The 14,849-nt window shown below is 54.8% G+C and carries 13 protein-coding genes; 11 read left to right on the top strand and 2 right to left on the bottom strand.

The genetic code is table 11. From position 1 onward, the window contains the following. Positions 1-39: 39 nt before the first annotated feature. From hfq to VIJ98_RS17605, 10 genes are all read left to right on the top strand, one after another. A complete protein-coding gene (gene hfq / locus VIJ98_RS17650) occupies positions 40-357 on the top strand; it encodes an RNA chaperone Hfq (protein ID WP_008103618.1) in 318 nt (105 codons plus the stop codon). Positions 358-437: 80 nt separating this feature from the next. Beyond that, a complete protein-coding gene (gene hflX / locus VIJ98_RS17645) occupies positions 438-1,718 on the top strand; it encodes a ribosome rescue GTPase HflX (RefSeq protein ID WP_154154933.1) in 1,281 nt (426 codons plus the stop codon). 171 nt (positions 1,719-1,889) lie between these two features. Next, complete coding sequence (hflK, locus tag VIJ98_RS17640; RefSeq protein ID WP_008103614.1) at positions 1,890-3,125, top strand: FtsH protease activity modulator HflK; 1,236 nt, start codon at positions 1,890-1,892, stop codon at positions 3,123-3,125. 3 nt (positions 3,126-3,128) lie between these two features. Then, positions 3,129-4,133: a protease modulator HflC gene (hflC, locus tag VIJ98_RS17635; protein WP_008103613.1), complete on the top strand. Its 1,005-nt coding sequence runs from the start codon at positions 3,129-3,131 to the stop codon at positions 4,131-4,133. Between the two features lie 57 nt (positions 4,134-4,190). Continuing rightward, entirely contained in the window at positions 4,191-4,388 is a 198-nt protein-coding gene (locus VIJ98_RS17630) for a DUF2065 family protein (protein ID WP_323275302.1), read from the top strand. Positions 4,389-4,569: 181 nt separating this feature from the next. Next, positions 4,570-5,868: an adenylosuccinate synthase gene (locus VIJ98_RS17625; RefSeq protein WP_008103611.1), complete on the top strand. Its 1,299-nt coding sequence runs from the start codon at positions 4,570-4,572 to the stop codon at positions 5,866-5,868. 190 nt (positions 5,869-6,058) lie between these two features. Next, entirely contained in the window at positions 6,059-6,502 is a 444-nt protein-coding gene (gene nsrR / locus VIJ98_RS17620; RefSeq protein WP_008103609.1) for a nitric oxide-sensing transcriptional repressor NsrR, read from the top strand. A 16-nt stretch (positions 6,503-6,518) separates the two neighbouring features. Further along, a complete protein-coding gene (gene rnr / locus VIJ98_RS17615) occupies positions 6,519-8,969 on the top strand; it encodes a ribonuclease R (protein ID WP_154154936.1) in 2,451 nt (816 codons plus the stop codon). A gap of 108 nt (positions 8,970-9,077) precedes the next feature. Further along, positions 9,078-9,812, top strand: a complete 735-nt coding sequence (gene rlmB / locus VIJ98_RS17610; protein WP_007892019.1) for a 23S rRNA (guanosine(2251)-2'-O)-methyltransferase RlmB — start codon at positions 9,078-9,080, stop codon at positions 9,810-9,812. 185 nt (positions 9,813-9,997) lie between these two features. Then, positions 9,998-11,626, top strand: a complete 1,629-nt coding sequence (locus VIJ98_RS17605) for an isovaleryl-CoA dehydrogenase (protein ID WP_154154939.1) — start codon at positions 9,998-10,000, stop codon at positions 11,624-11,626. Here the strand turns inward: VIJ98_RS17605 and bsmA are convergent. Both bsmA and VIJ98_RS17595 read right to left on the bottom strand, forming a co-directional pair. Continuing rightward, positions 11,603-11,926 (bottom strand): biofilm peroxide resistance protein BsmA, encoded by a 324-nt coding sequence (gene bsmA, locus VIJ98_RS17600; protein ID WP_154154942.1) that lies wholly within the window; start codon positions 11,924-11,926, stop codon positions 11,603-11,605. The two genes, VIJ98_RS17605 and bsmA, sit on opposite strands and share 24 nt — an antisense overlap. Positions 11,927-11,980: 54 nt before the next feature. Beyond that, positions 11,981-13,912 (bottom strand): Cache 3/Cache 2 fusion domain-containing protein, encoded by a 1,932-nt coding sequence (locus VIJ98_RS17595; protein WP_323275299.1) that lies wholly within the window; start codon positions 13,910-13,912, stop codon positions 11,981-11,983. A gap of 158 nt (positions 13,913-14,070) precedes the next feature. On the opposite strand from VIJ98_RS17595, the gene yjfP reads away from it, so the two are divergent. Next, entirely contained in the window at positions 14,071-14,820 is a 750-nt protein-coding gene (yjfP, locus tag VIJ98_RS17590) for an esterase (RefSeq protein ID WP_154192829.1), read from the top strand. Positions 14,821-14,849 lie beyond the last annotated feature (29 nt).

Raw genomic sequence — 14,849 nt, 5'->3', positions numbered from 1 at the left:
TTAAAGCAACAAACAACAAGCATATAAGGAAAAGATAGAATGGCTAAGGGGCAATCTTTACAAGACCCGTTTTTGAACGCATTGCGTCGTGAACGTGTACCGGTTTCGATCTATTTGGTGAATGGTATTAAGCTGCAAGGGCAAATTGAATCCTTTGATCAGTTCGTCATTCTGTTAAAAAACACGGTCAGCCAGATGGTGTATAAGCACGCCATCTCTACAGTGGTTCCTTCTCGCCCAGTGTCGCACCATAGCAATAACGCGGGCGGCAGCGGTGGTAGCAGCAACTATCATCACAGCGGAAGCAACCAAGGCGCTCAGTCGCAGCCACAACAAGACGGCGATAACGCAGAATAATTTTGCGCTGCCGTAAAGCCAGGGCTGGAGAACGAGCACGTTTTCCTGTCCTGGTTATTTTATTTTAGCGAGGTTATAGCTTGTTTGACCGTTATGAAGCCGGTGAGCAGGCCGTACTGGTACACATCTGGTTCTCCCAAGACAAAGAGCTGGAAGATTTGCAGGAGTTTGAAACTCTTGTCTCTTCTGCGGGCGTTGAAGCGCTGCAAGTCATTACGGGCAGCCGTAAAGCGCCACATCCCAAATATTTTGTCGGTGAAGGAAAGGCAGTTGAAATTGCCGATGCGGTGAAAGCGAGTGGAGCATCGGTCGTTTTATTCGATCATGCCTTAACTCCTGCCCAGGAACGTAATTTAGAGCGTGTGTGCGAATGTCGTGTCGTTGACCGCACCGGCCTAATCCTTGATATTTTCGCTCAGCGCGCCCGTACCCATGAGGGTAAATTACAGGTCGAGCTGGCACAGTTACGCCATATGGCAACACGTTTAGTGCGTGGATGGACGCACCTTGAGCGCCAAAAAGGTGGTATCGGTTTACGTGGTCCGGGGGAAACCCAGTTGGAAACGGACCGTCGTTTACTACGCAATCGAATTAGCCTGATCCTTTCCCGTCTTGAGCGTGTTGAGAAGCAGCGCGATCAGGGCCGCCAATCACGTGCTAAAGCTGACGTGCCAACCGTTTCTCTGGTGGGCTACACCAACGCAGGCAAATCTACCCTGTTTAATGCAATAACCTCCGCTGATGTTTATGTGGCAGATCAACTGTTTGCGACGCTTGATCCGACATTACGTCGCCTGAACGTTGCAGACGTTGGTGAAGTGGTTCTGGCTGACACAGTGGGATTTATTCGTCATTTGCCACATGACTTAGTGGCCGCGTTTAAAGCTACGCTGCAGGAAACGCGTCAGGCAGCGCTGCTGCTCCATGTTGTTGATGCGGCTGATTTACGTATCAATGACAACATCGAAGCCGTGAATGAAGTGCTGGTAGAAATAGAATCCGATGAAATTCCAGCACTGATGGTCATGAACAAAATCGATATGCTGGAGGACTTTGAGCCGCGTATCGATCGCAACGAAGAGAATCAACCGATTCGCGTTTGGTTATCTGCACAGAGCGGCGTGGGTCTGCCGTTACTGTGGCAGGCGCTTTCTGAACGTTTAGCCGGTGAAATTGCGCAGTACGATTTACGTCTGCCGCCGGAAGCAGGCCGTTTACGCAGTCGTTTTTATCAGTTGCATGCTATAGAAAAAGAATGGAATGAAGATGATGGCTGTGTGAGTTTGCACGTGCGTATGCCGATCGTTGATTGGCGCCGTCTGTGTAAACAAGAGCCGTCGCTAGCCAGTTATATTGTTTGACCGTTGCCTAACCGATCTTACCCAAAAGATTTCAGGTTGTAGCAAGGCGGCAATTGAACGAATTCCCGGGAGCTTACATCAGTAAGTGACCGGGATGAGTGAAAGCAGCCAACGCCGCTACAATCTGAAAGATGAAGGGTAAGCCGTAAATACAATAAATGGAGTAGAAACATGGCGTGGAATCAGCCCGGAAATAACGGACAGGACCGCGACCCGTGGGGAAGCAGCAATAATCAAGGCGGCAACTCTGGGGGAAATAAAGGAGGTCGCGATCAGGGACCACCTGATCTGGATGATATCTTCCGAAAGCTGAGTAAAAAACTCGGCGGACTGGGCGGTGGCAAACAGAATGACAATGGCCAACGCAGCGGCGGTAGCGGTGGCAAAATAGTTGGCATTGTTGCTGTAGCGGCGGTCGTTATCTGGGCGGCTAGCGGTTTCTACACCATCAAAGAAGCGGAACGTGGCGTCGTCACGCGCTTTGGCAAATTTAGCCATCTGGTTGAGCCAGGCCTCAACTGGAAACCGACTTTCGTCGATCAGGTTCGCGCCGTAAACGTAGAAGCAGTACGTGAACTGGCCGCGTCTGGCGTGATGTTGACGTCGGATGAGAACGTGGTGCGCGTTGAGATGAACGTACAGTACCGCGTGACCGATCCTGAGCGTTATCTATATGCCGTGACCAGCGCTGACGACAGCCTGCGTCAGGCCACTGACAGCGCCTTGCGTGGCGTTATTGGTCGCTCAACCATGGACCGCATCCTGACGGAAGGCCGTACCGTGGTACGTAGCGAAACTCAGCGTGAGCTCGACGAGACCATCCGTCCGTACAACATGGGTATTACCCTGCTGGACGTAAACTTCCAGGCGGCGCGTCCACCGGAAGAAGTTAAAGCCGCATTTGACGATGCGATTGCCGCGCGTGAAAACCGTGAACAGTACGTGCGTGAAGCTGAAGCTTATTCGAACGAAGTTCAGCCGCGTGCTAATGGTCAGGCGCAGCGTATCCTCGAAGAGGGTCGTGCTTACAAAGAACGTACGGTATTAGAAGCGCAGGGTGAAGTGGCACGTTTTGCCCGCTTGCTGCCTGAATATAAAGCTGCACCGGAAATCACGAAAGAGCGTCTCTACATTGAAACCATGGAACGCGTGCTGAGTCATACCCGCAAGGTGTTGATCAGCGATCGTGGTAACAATTTGACGGTTCTGCCACTGGATCAACTGATGCGCGGTGGTCAGGCATCTGGCCAGGGCGGTCAGAAAATGACGAATTTAATGAAGTCTCCTTCGTCGTCCGATAGCAATGCGAATCGGGGAGATACTTCATCTTACAGTCCAGACAGCATCATGGATCAGCGTCGCGCCAATGCGCTGCGCAACGATACCCAGCGCCAGGGGAGGGAGTAATCGATGCGTAAGCCAATCATCGCCGTAATTATTGTAGTGCTGGTGGTGCTTTACGCGTCACTGTTCGTGGTGCAGGAAGGTCAACGCGGCATCGTGCTGCGCTTTGGTAAGGTTCTGCGTGATGACGAAAACAAACCGCTGGTGTACGCACCGGGTCTGCATTTCAAAATTCCGTTTATCGAAACCATGAAATCACTGGATGCGCGCATTCAGACCATGGATAACCAGGCTGACCGCTTTGTTACCAAAGAGAAGAAAGACCTGATCGTTGATTCTTATATCAAATGGCGTATCAGTGACTTCAGCCGTTACTACCTGGCAACCGGTGGTGGCGACGTTTCTCAGGCGGAAGTGCTGCTGAAACGTAAGTTCAGTGACCGTTTGCGTTCTGAAATGGGGCGTCTGGATGTAAAAGACATCGTGACCGATTCGCGTGGCCGTTTGACCACCGACGTGCGTGATGCCCTGAACACCGGTAGCGCAGGTAATGATGATGACGTTCAGACGCCAGCTGCGGATGACGCAATTGCGAATGCGGCAGCACGTGTAGAACGTGAAACCAACAGCAGCGAGCCGGCACCAAACCCGAACAGTATGGCTGCGTTGGGTATTGAAGTTGTCGACGTGCGCATCAAGCAGATCAACCTGCCGACTGAAGTTTCTGACGCGATCTACAACCGTATGCGCGCCGAGCGTGAAGCGGTAGCGCGTAGTCAGCGTTCACAAGGTCAGGAAGAGGCAGAGAAACTGCGTGCGCAGGCCGATTATCAGGTCACGCGTACACTGGCAGAGGCACAGCGTGAAGCGCTGATTTCTCGCGGTGAAGGTGATGGTGAAGCGGCAAAACTGTTTGCTGATGCCTTCAGCCAGGATCCGGATTTCTACGCCTTTATCCGCAGCCTGCGTGCCTATGAGAATAGCTTCTCAGATAATCAGGATGTGTTAGTGCTAAGCCCGGATAGCGATTTCTTCCGCTATATGAAAGCGCCCTCTAACGCCACGCGTTAAGAACTGATATAAAGTCCAGGCCGACAATGTTGTCGGCCTTTTTTTTGGGAAAAAATCATGAATTCAACCATATGGATGGCGCTGGCTTTGGTTTTGGTGCTGGAAGGACTTGGACCGATGTTTATGCCGCGCGCCTGGCGACGCATGATCCTGGCGATGACGCAGTTACCCGATCGCCTCTTGCATCGTTTTGGTGGCGGTTTAGTGGTGGCCGGCGTGGTGATCTACGCGATGAGCAGTATGCATGCGCGTTAATCAGCGTAAATTTTTTGTGATGCCGCGCGACTCAATTGTGTCTGTTGGCCGCTGTTCCCCCAACATGTTGTGAGCTGAGCAAAACTCAGGCAAAAAACAGCGCAATCGTATGCTAAAAGTGCTGAAAGAGTAAAAGTCAGGTGGTAGAATCCATTTTTAAGCAATCGGTGATTTTGAAAAAATGGGTAAGAACGTCGTCGTACTGGGCACCCAATGGGGTGACGAAGGTAAAGGTAAGATCGTAGACCTTCTGACAGAGCGCGCGAATTACGTCGTGCGTTACCAAGGTGGCCATAATGCAGGCCACACACTTGTCATCAACGGTGAAAAAACCGTCCTCCACTTAATTCCATCTGGCATCCTGCGTGAAAACGTCACCAGCATCATTGGTAACGGCGTTGTACTGTCGCCTGAAGCGCTGATGAAAGAGATGAAAGGTCTGGAAGAGCGCGGTGTGCCGGTACGTGAACGTCTGTTGATCTCTGAAGCCTGCCCATTGATTCTGCAATACCACGTAGCAATGGATGTGGCGCGCGAGAAAGCGCGTGGCGCCAAAGCTATCGGCACCACCGGTCGCGGTATCGGTCCTGCCTATGAAGATAAAGTGGCACGTCGCGGTCTGCGCGTGAGCGATCTCTTCAATAAAGAAACCTTTGCGGTGAAGCTGAAAGAGATCGTCGATTTCTACAACTTCCAGCTGGTTAACTATTACAAAACTGACGCTGTTGACTACGAAAAAGTGCTGAGTGATACGCTGGCGGTTGCCGATATCATTACCAGCATGGTGGTTGATGTGTCTGATCTGCTGGACGGCGCGCGTAAGCGTGGCGACCTGATCATGTTCGAAGGTGCACAGGGTACGCTGCTGGATATCGACCACGGTACCTATCCGTACGTGACCTCATCGAACACTACCGCAGGCGGCGTAGCGACGGGTTCAGGTATTGGTCCTCGCTATGTTGATTACGTGCTGGGTATCGTTAAAGCCTACTCAACGCGCGTTGGTGCAGGTCCATTCCCGACCGAACTGTTCGACGAAACCGGTGAGTTCCTGTGTGCACAAGGTAACGAGTTCGGCGCGACCACCGGTCGTCGTCGTCGTACCGGCTGGCTGGATGCGGTTGCCGTTCGCCGTGCAGTACAGATCAACTCGCTGTCAGGTTTCTGCATGACCAAGCTGGACGTGCTGGATGGCCTGAAAGAAGTGAAAATCTGTGTGGCTTATCGCATGCCAGATGGCCGCGAAATGACCACCACGCCGCTGGCGGCTGAAGGCTGGGAAGGCATTGAGCCGATTTACGAAACCATGCCAGGCTGGAGCGAGACCACATTCGGCGTTAAGACGCTGGAAGGTCTGCCGCAAGCTGCACGTGACTACATCAAACGTGTAGAAGAAGTGACCGGTGTGCCAATTGATATTATTTCTACCGGCCCAGACCGCAGTGAGACCATGATTCTGCGCGACCCGTTCGACGCATAATCTCCTCAGGCCGGACTCTGTCCGGCCTTTGTATTTCTAATCTTTGACTCCACTCACTCTATTTTTTCTTGCAGATATCGATACTTGCCAGAAAAAACGCACCGGCCACCACGCTCTGGTTTATCATCATATTTAAACATCACGCCGACCGGCGCATAACCATAACGTTCGATGATTCACTGAGGTATATGTGCAGCTAACAAGTTTTACCGATTATGGTCTGCGTGCCCTGATTTACATGGCGACGTTACCGGAAGGTAAGCAGACCAACATTACCGAAGTCACCGATACCTACGGGGTGTCGCGAAACCATATGGTTAAAATCATCAACCAACTGAGCCGGGCTGGCTTTGTCGCCGCAACACGCGGTAAAAACGGCGGAATTCGTTTAGGCATGGACCCGGAAAAAATCGTCATTGGCGATGTGGTGCGAAGAATGGAGCCATTGCAGCTCGTGAACTGCGACGAGTGTGTGATCACGCCGGCCTGTCGTTTGCGTAAAGCATTGCACGATGCGGTCCAGCTATTCCTCAAGGAACTGGACAAGTATACGCTGGCCGATTTGGTCAAAGATAACGATTCGCTGTACCAACTTTTATTGTCCGAACCGCCGGTGGCAATCCAAATTAAATGACATCGGAGGAACCGTAATGTCAAAAGATCCTTTTCAGGATAGAGAAGCTGAAAAATACGAAAACCCAATTCCAAGCCGCGAATTTATTCTGGCACTGCTAGAAAAACGGGAAAAACCGACCAACCGCGATGACATCGCGCAGGAATTGAATATCACCAGCGAAGAGCAACTGGAAGCGCTGCGTCGTCGTCTGCGCGCCATGGAGCGCGATGGTCAGCTGGTGTTTACACGTCGTCAATGTTACGCCCTGCCAGAACGTCTCGATCTCCTGCGCGGAAAAGTGATTGGTCATCGCGATGGCTACGGCTTCCTGCGCGTGGAAGGCCAGAAAGATGATTTCTATCTCTCTGCCGAACAGATGAAATTCTGCCTGCACGGCGACGTAATTCTGGCGCAGCCGGGCAGCGCCGATCGTAAAGGTCGTCGCGAAGCGCGCGTTGTGCGTGTGCTTGAACCGCGTAACAGCCAGATCGTTGGTCGCTACTTCACCGATGCGGGCACCGGATTTGTGGTGCCAGACGACAGCCGCCTGAGCTTTGATATTCTGATCCCGCAAGAAGAAACGCTCAACGCGCGTATGGGTTCGGTGGTGGTGGTGGAAATCACCCAACGTGCCACGCGTCGCACCAAGGCGCTCGGCAAGATTACGGAACTGCTTGGCGACGATATGGGCACCAGCCTTGCGGTCGATATGGCGGTGCGCACTCATGAAATCCCGCACACCTGGCCGGAAGAAGTTGAGAAGCAGATCGCTAAGCTGAAAGAAGAAGTGCCGGAAGAGGCGAAGCTTGGGCGTGTTGATTTACGTAAGTTGCCGCTGGTCACCATTGATGGTGAAGATGCGCGCGACTTTGATGATGCTGTTTTCTGCGAGAAGAAGCGCGGCGGCGGCTGGCGTTTGTGGGTGGCGATTGCTGACGTCAGCTATTACGTGCGTCCGGGCACGCCGCTGGACGATGAAGCGCATCAGCGCGGCACCTCGGTCTATTTCCCGTCGCAGGTTATCCCGATGCTGCCGGAGATTCTCTCCAACGGCTTGTGCTCGTTGAATCCGCAGGTTGATCGTTTGTGCATGGTGTGCGAGATGACCATCTCCTCCAGCGGCAAACTCACCGGTTTCAAACACTATGAAGCGGTGATGAACTCCCATGCGCGACTGACCTACAACAAAGTGTGGAACATTCTGCAAGGTGATGCCGATCTGCGTGAACAATACGCGGCGCAGGTTCCCCATTTGCAAGAGCTGCACAACATGTATCAGGTGTTGGAAACCGCGCGCGAGCAGCGTGGCGGCATTTCGTTTGAGACCGATGAAGCCAAGTTCATCTTCAACGCCGAGCGTCGCATTGAGCGCGTTGAGCGCACTTCACGCAATGATGCGCACAAGCTGATTGAAGAGTGCATGATTCTCGCCAACATCGCCTCGGCGCGTTTTGTTGAGAAAAATGAAGAGCCTGCGCTGTTCCGCGATCACGATCGCCCTAGCGAAGACAGCATCAAAAGCTTCCGTACCGTGTTGAATGAGCTGGGCTTAAGCCTGCCGGGCGGCGCTAAGCCGCATCCGACCGATTATGCTGCTCTGCTGAAACAAGTTGCCGATCGTCCAGACGCGGAAATGCTGCAAACCATGCTGCTGCGTTCGATGAAGCAGGCGGTTTACGATCCTGAAAACCGCGGGCACTTCGGCCTGGCGCTGGCGTCTTATGCGCACTTTACCTCGCCGATTCGCCGTTATCCGGATTTGCTGCTGCATCGCGCCATCAAATATCTGCTGGCAAAAGAGCGCGGCGAAGTCGATGGCATCACCACGCCGACCGGCGGTTATCACTACGACATGCAGCAAATGCTGCAGTTGGGCCAGCACTGTTCGCTGACCGAGCGCCGTGCTGATGAAGCCACGCGCGATGTTGCTGATTGGCTGAAGTGTGACTTCATGCAGGATCAGGTTGGCACCGTGTTCAACGGCGTAATCTCCAGCGTGACTGGCTTTGGTTTCTTCGTGCGTCTCAACGATCTGTTTATCGATGGTTTGGTGCACGTCTCGACGCTGGATAATGATTATTATCGCTTCGATGCGGTGGGGCAGCGTCTAATTGGCGAATCCGGCGGTCGCACTTATCGTCTGGGCGATGCGGTGGAAGTGCGCGTAGATGCAGTGCATATGGACGAGCGTAAAATCGACTTCGCGCTGATTTCCAGCAAGCGTGTACCGCGCGGCGAAGGCAAAACCGAGCGCGAGCGTGAGAAACGCGGCGGCAAACCGCCAGCTAAACGTCGTCGTGATGCCGGTAAGAAGGGCACTTTCGAGCCTGATTCAGCGTTCCGTGGCGACAAGAAAAAGCCTGCCGTTGCTGAGAAACCGGCTAAAAGCGAGAAAAAAGGCAAAAAAGTTTCCGAGAAAACCCGTAAAATCGCCGCCGCCACCAAGTCCAAGCGTGCGTCGAAGAAGCAGCCTGACGAAGCCTGATAGTTTGGTCGCCTTGTATGGCGACCAGACGAAAACGTTGCAGGGTGCGCATTAATGCGTACCCGAATCTCCGTATTCAACGATCTAAATCCAACCTTGAGCAAAGTAATGAGTGAAATAATTTTTGGTATTCATAGCGTGCAGGCGCTGCTGGAGCGCGATCCTCAGCGTTTTCAGGAAGTCTTTATCCTTAAAGGCCGCGAAGATCGTCGCCTGCAGCCGCTGATCCTCGCACTGGAAGCTCAGGGAATCCCGGTGCAGGTGGCGAACCGTCAATGGCTCGATAGCCAGGTTGAAGGCGGCGTGCATCAGGGCATTGTGGCGCGCGTGAAGCCAGGCAAGCAGTATCAGGAAGGTGATTTGCCGGATCTGCTGCAGAGCCTCGAAAAGCCGTTCCTGCTGGTGCTGGATGGCGTTACCGATCCGCACAATCTCGGTGCTTGCCTGCGTAGCGCGGATGCCGCTGGCGTGCATGCGGTCATCGTGCCAAAAGACCGTGCAGCACCGTTGAATGCCACCGCGAAGAAAGTGGCCAGCGGCGCGGCAGAAAACGTGCCGTTGATTCGCGTCACCAACCTGGCGCGTACCTTGCGCTTGCTGCAGGAATACAACGTCTGGGTAGTTGGCACCGCAGGCGAAGCCGATCACACCGTTTACCAAAGCAAAATGACTGGCCCAATGGCGCTGGTGATGGGTGCGGAAGGTGAAGGCATGCGTCGTTTGACGCGTGAGCATTGCGATGAGCTGATCAGCATCCCAATGGCCGGCAGCGTCTCGTCACTCAACGTGTCAGTTGCCACCGGCGTCTGCTTGTTCGAAGCCGTTCGCCAGCGTCAGGCGTGATCCCCACCGCAAAAAAATTTCCAGGCCAGGCATAACTGCAAAACAGCTACATACTTATACCCTAAATAATTCGAGTTACAGGAAGGCGGCAAGTGCGTGAGTCCCCAGGAGCTTACATCAGTAAGTGACTGGGGTGAACACACGCAGCCAACGCACCTGTAGCTCGAAGTATGACGGGGATATGTATGATTTGGCACACCCACACCGTATTCAACCAGCCCGATCCGCTCAGCAACAGCAACCTGTTTACGCGAGATATCGCCCTGTGCGAGGCCGTGGCACGCGAAGGCGCCAGCTGGGATCGCGAATGGCTGGCTTCCGTCGGCCTGCAACTTGGCAGTGCCGAATCCCTTGAGTTAGGCCGCTTAGCGAACGTTGAAGCGCCAGAACTGCTGCGCTACAACGCGCGCGGCGAACGTCTCGACGAAGTGCGTTTTCATCCCGCCTGGCATCTGCTGATGCAGGGATTGTGCGCCAGCCGGCTTCACAATCTCAGCTGGCAGCCCGATGTACAGCCGCAGGCGATGGTGGCGCGTGCCGCTCGTTTTATCCTGCATGCACAGGTGGAAGCGGGCTCGCTCTGTCCGGTGACCATGACGCACGCCGCCATTCCGCTGCTGCAAAATCATCTGCCTGAACCCTACGCTGACTGGCGCGAAGCGCTGCTCAGCGATCGTTACGATGCGCATCATCTGCCGGGCAATAAGAAACGCGGCCTGCTGATTGGCATGGGCATGACGGAAAAGCAGGGCGGCACCGATGTGTTGAGCAACACCACACGCGCCGAACCGCTCGGCGTGCGCGGGCCGGGTGAAGCGTATCGCATCACCGGCCATAAATGGTTTTTCTCGGTCCCACAAAGCGATGCGCATCTGATTCTGGCGCAGACTTCTCAAGGACTAAGTTGCTTCTTCCTGCCCCGCTTGCTGCCGGATGGCTCGCGCAACGCCATTCGCATCGAACGACTGAAAGACAAGCTCGGCAATCGTTCCAACGCCAGCGCTGAAGTGGAATTTCAGGATGCAATCGGCTGGCTGATGGGCGAAGAGGGCGATGGCGTGCGACTGATCCTCAAGATGGGCGGCATGACGCGCTTCGACTGCGCGCTGGGCAGCCACGGACAGATGCGTCGTGCGCTGTCGATAGCCGTACACCATGCGCAGCAGCGTCAGGTGATGGGCAAGAACCTTATCGATCAGCCGCTGATGCGCGCAGTGCTGGCGCAACAGGCGCTACAGCTGGAAGGACAAACCGCTTTGCTGTTGCGACTGGCGCGCGCCTGGTCAACACCGGCCAGCGAACATGAACGCTTGTACGCACGCTTGTTCACACCGGCCGCCAAATTCGTGGTCTGTCAGGCAGGCATGCCCTTTGTGGCAGAAGCAATGGAAGTGCTGGGCGGCATTGGCTATTGCGAAGAGAGCGAGCTGCCGCGCCTCTATCGTGAGATGCCAGTGAACAGCATTTGGGAAGGCTCCGGCAATGTGATGTGCCTGGATGTCCTGCGCGTGCTCGGCCGTCACGCCGAGGTGATGACTATGCTGCACGATGAGTTTGATGCGGTGAAAGGCAGTAATCGTCACTTTGATCGCCGCTGGCGGCAGTTACGCTTGCAGCTCGCGAATCCGCGCGAAGGGCAGGCGCGGGAGATCACGCGCGAGTTACTGCAGCTAGCGAGTGCCGCGATTCTGCTCAAAGTGGCAGAGCCGCCGCTGGCCGATGGCTGGTGTCAGCAGCATCTTGATTTGCGCGGCACGCGTGCATTGAGCGACGATCTCTGCGCACGCTTACTATTGCGCTGCAGCGCCGCTTGACGGCGCGCCATACAGAATGGCGGTGGCGTACCAGAAGCTGGGAATGGTGGTTTCATCCAGCATCAAAATTTGATAGTAAACCGCACCCGCCTGATTGGCTTTAGCGGCAATAGCGCGTTGCGCATCATCCGGCGATCCGCGTGTGGTGGCGGTGATATTGCCGAGCTTTGGCAGACCATAACTTTGCGCGCGTGAAATCTCCTGCGCTTGCTGCGTGGGTGGCGGCGGAGCTTGTGGCGTGGTGGTGAAAGCGGCGCAGCCGCTGAGCAGCAGCGTTAAGGCCAAATAGAGAGTACGCATAGCAACTCCTGAAGCAGGAAGATGGCTCAAGTGTAAGCCATCTTCCTGTGGCTTTTAGTCCTTCAGATGAAAAATGCTCACCAGCTGCGTCAGATGATGGCCTTTCTTACTCAAATGATTGGCGGTGGTTTCTGACTGGTTAATCATATCGCTGCTTTGATGCGTGGCCTGGCTAATGTGATTCATCGCCAGATTCACCTGACCAATGCCCGCCGCCTGTTCCTGCGCAGCAATATTGATCTCACCCATCAGCGTTTTCACCTGCTCGATGTGATTGACGATATGGCTCATCGCATCGCGCGTCTGCTCAGATAGCGTATGGCCAGCCGCCACTTTATCGATTGAGCTGGCAATCAAGCCATCAATCTCTTTGGCTGCCGTGGCACTGCGCTGTGCCAGCGCACGCACTTCCGCCGCCACCACCGCAAAGCCTTTACCGTGTTCACCGGCGCGCGCCGCTTCAACCGCCGCATTGAGCGCCAGAATGTTGGTCTGGAAGGCAATTGACTCAATCACGTGGGTGATATCGGCGATGCTCTGCGACGCCACACGAATCTCCGACATGGTTTCCACCGAGCGTGCCACGGTGCTGCCGCCATGATTCACGGTGTTAGCCGCTTCACCAACCAACGCCATCGCCTGACGCACATTGGCCGCGGTTTGTGCCACAGTGGCGCCAAACTGCTCCATGCTGGCCGAGGTTTCCTCCACGCTGCTGGCCTGACGTCCAATCTGCTCGCTGATGCTGGAGCTGCTGGCGGCGATGGTATCGGTGCCGCTGCTGATTTCACGCGCCGCCGAACGCACCTGACTGACCACTTTCTCCAGCCCATCGCCAATGCCGTTAATCGCGTTGACCAACTGACCAATCTCATCACGACGTGAAGAGTCGAGATGTGCCTGCAGATTACCGGCGGCGTACTGTTCTGCCAGATGGATCACCTGCTGCAGAGGACGCGTGATGGCGCGGCGGCTGTACCACATAAAACCCATGGCAAAAGCGATCACTAGCGCCAGCCCAATCGTCATAAACAGGTTACGGCTGTGCGTGATTGGTGCCAGCAGGCTGGCACGGCTCACTTCACCGGCGATAATCCAGTTCCAGCCCGGCAGTTGCTGCCACGCCAGCAGTTTGGTTTCGCCATCCAGTTCAACCGCCACTAATCCCTTCGGCTGGCTAAGCAGTTGCTGCTGCGTGGCGTTATCCCAGCGCGGCAGTTTGCCTTCAGCGTGACGATCAAACAGATATTGGCCCTGGCTGCTGCCCGGCGCACCGTTCATAACCGAGAAGGTGCCGCTGTCGCCAAGATGGCGCGCCAGCACTTTGTCGCGCATCAGCGCATACTGCGCATCGATCTGCACCCCGACGAACAGGATGGCGATCACCGTACCGCTGCTATCCTGCACCGGCTGATACTGCGTGATGTAACGATGGCCGAACAGCGTCGCCAGGCCGCGATATACCGTGCCCTGATTGATGCTGCGCCAGGCAGCGCTGCTGCGATCCAGTTTGGTGCCCACCGCGCGGCTGCCATCCTCTTTTTTCAGCGAGGTAGCGATACGAATGTAATCCTCGCCGTCACGCACGAAGATGGTGGATACCGCACCGGTGCGATCGAGAAAATCATCTACTGCGATTTGATCGAGGTTGAGGGTTTTCAATCCCGCTCGCAGTGTTGGCGTGCTGAATTCGCCCACCTGAACACGTTCGCTGTCGTCGCGACTAAAACGTTTTGGCAGGAAGCTTTGGAACAGTTTGGTGTAATTCGCCACCTCTTCCGACAGCGTGGCGTTGAACATGGTGGCCATTTCATTAATACCTTGCACCTGATTCTGCATATCATCGGTTGCCAGCTGCTCCAGCTGACGTGCCGCGTTATGGCTCAGGGTTAAGGTCAGAGTAAATAGCACAATTGCCACGCTCAAAGACGTCAATACAGACAGCTTGATTCCGAGACCCATGGCGCTGAGAGAAAGACGCTTCATAAAGTACCTTTTGAGATTATTGAAGGGGTACAAGATCAACGGCAAAGCGGGCTAAATGTTTAGGGCAGAAATTATTCAAACTTAATGTGAAGTGGCTCGCATTTTGTCCGGCAGCGCTTACACTGAGTCCAGTGATAATCATTCTCAATGGAGGCGGTATGATTGAGTTGGCAACGGAGAATCTGGCAGGCATCGAATGTATTCACGCAGCACCGGCCGGGCAGCGCCAGGCGCGCTTACCCACGGTGCTGTTCTATCACGGTTTTACCTCATCGAAAGAGGTTTACAGCTACTTTGCCGTGGCGCTGGCGCAGGCCGGTTTCCGCGTGATAATGCCCGATGCGGACATGCACGGAGCGCGCTACAACGGCGATACCGATGCACGTATGACCCACTTCTGGGAGATCCTCAAACAGAACATCGATGAAGTGCCGTTGCTGGAAAAGGTGCTGCGCGATAACGACTGGATTGCCGATGAGCGTTTTGCCGTGGCGGGCGCCTCGATGGGCGGCATGACCGCGCTGGGCGCAATGGCGCGCTATCCGCAAATCCACAGCGTGGCGTGTTTAATGGGGTCCGGCTACTTCATGCAGCTGAGTCATACGCTGTTTCCGCCGCTGGTGGTGCGTACGCCAGAACAGAAAGAGGCTTTTGCCGCGCGTTTAGCGCCGCTGGCGCCGTACGATCCCAGCGAGCAACTGGAGAAACTGGCGAATCGACCTTTGCTGCTGTGGCACGGCGAAGCGGATGAAGTGGTGCCCTTTGCCGAAACGGCGCGTCTGCAGAAAGCGTTAGGCGAGGCGCAACTCGATCAACAGATGACCGCGCTTTCCGAAAAGAACATCGGCCACAAAATCACGCCTTCGGCCCTGACGGCGCTGGTCAGTTTCTTTAAACACCATTTATAAAAAATGCGGGTTGGCGTGATTGGCGCCAG

The organism is Pantoea sp. S18, assembly GCF_045689705.1.
Lineage (GTDB): Bacteria > Pseudomonadota > Gammaproteobacteria > Enterobacterales > Enterobacteriaceae > Pantoea > Pantoea symbiotica.
Note: the sequence above shows the minus strand (reverse complement) of the source record. Positions and strands in the feature narration are given on the sequence as shown.

What these genes read in the sequence shown, in the direction of transcription:
- VIJ98_RS17625 (WP_008103611.1), top strand. Translation starts at nt 4,570, where the DNA reads ATGGGTAAGAACGTCGTCGTACTGGGCACCCAATGGGGTGACGAAGGT.
- VIJ98_RS17595 (WP_323275299.1), bottom strand. Translation starts at nt 13,912, where the DNA reads ATGAAGCGTCTTTCTCTCAGCGCCATGGGTCTCGGAATCAAGCTGTCT.
- hfq (WP_008103618.1), top strand. Translation starts at nt 40, where the DNA reads ATGGCTAAGGGGCAATCTTTACAAGACCCGTTTTTGAACGCATTGCGT.
- hflK (WP_008103614.1), top strand. Translation starts at nt 1,890, where the DNA reads ATGGCGTGGAATCAGCCCGGAAATAACGGACAGGACCGCGACCCGTGG.
- rnr (WP_154154936.1), top strand. Translation starts at nt 6,519, where the DNA reads ATGTCAAAAGATCCTTTTCAGGATAGAGAAGCTGAAAAATACGAAAAC.
- VIJ98_RS17605 (WP_154154939.1), top strand. Translation starts at nt 9,998, where the DNA reads ATGATTTGGCACACCCACACCGTATTCAACCAGCCCGATCCGCTCAGC.
- VIJ98_RS17630 (WP_323275302.1), top strand. Translation starts at nt 4,191, where the DNA reads ATGAATTCAACCATATGGATGGCGCTGGCTTTGGTTTTGGTGCTGGAA.
- bsmA (WP_154154942.1), bottom strand. Translation starts at nt 11,926, where the DNA reads ATGCGTACTCTCTATTTGGCCTTAACGCTGCTGCTCAGCGGCTGCGCC.
- rlmB (WP_007892019.1), top strand. Translation starts at nt 9,078, where the DNA reads ATGAGTGAAATAATTTTTGGTATTCATAGCGTGCAGGCGCTGCTGGAG.
- hflC (WP_008103613.1), top strand. Translation starts at nt 3,129, where the DNA reads ATGCGTAAGCCAATCATCGCCGTAATTATTGTAGTGCTGGTGGTGCTT.
- yjfP (WP_154192829.1), top strand. Translation starts at nt 14,071, where the DNA reads ATGATTGAGTTGGCAACGGAGAATCTGGCAGGCATCGAATGTATTCAC.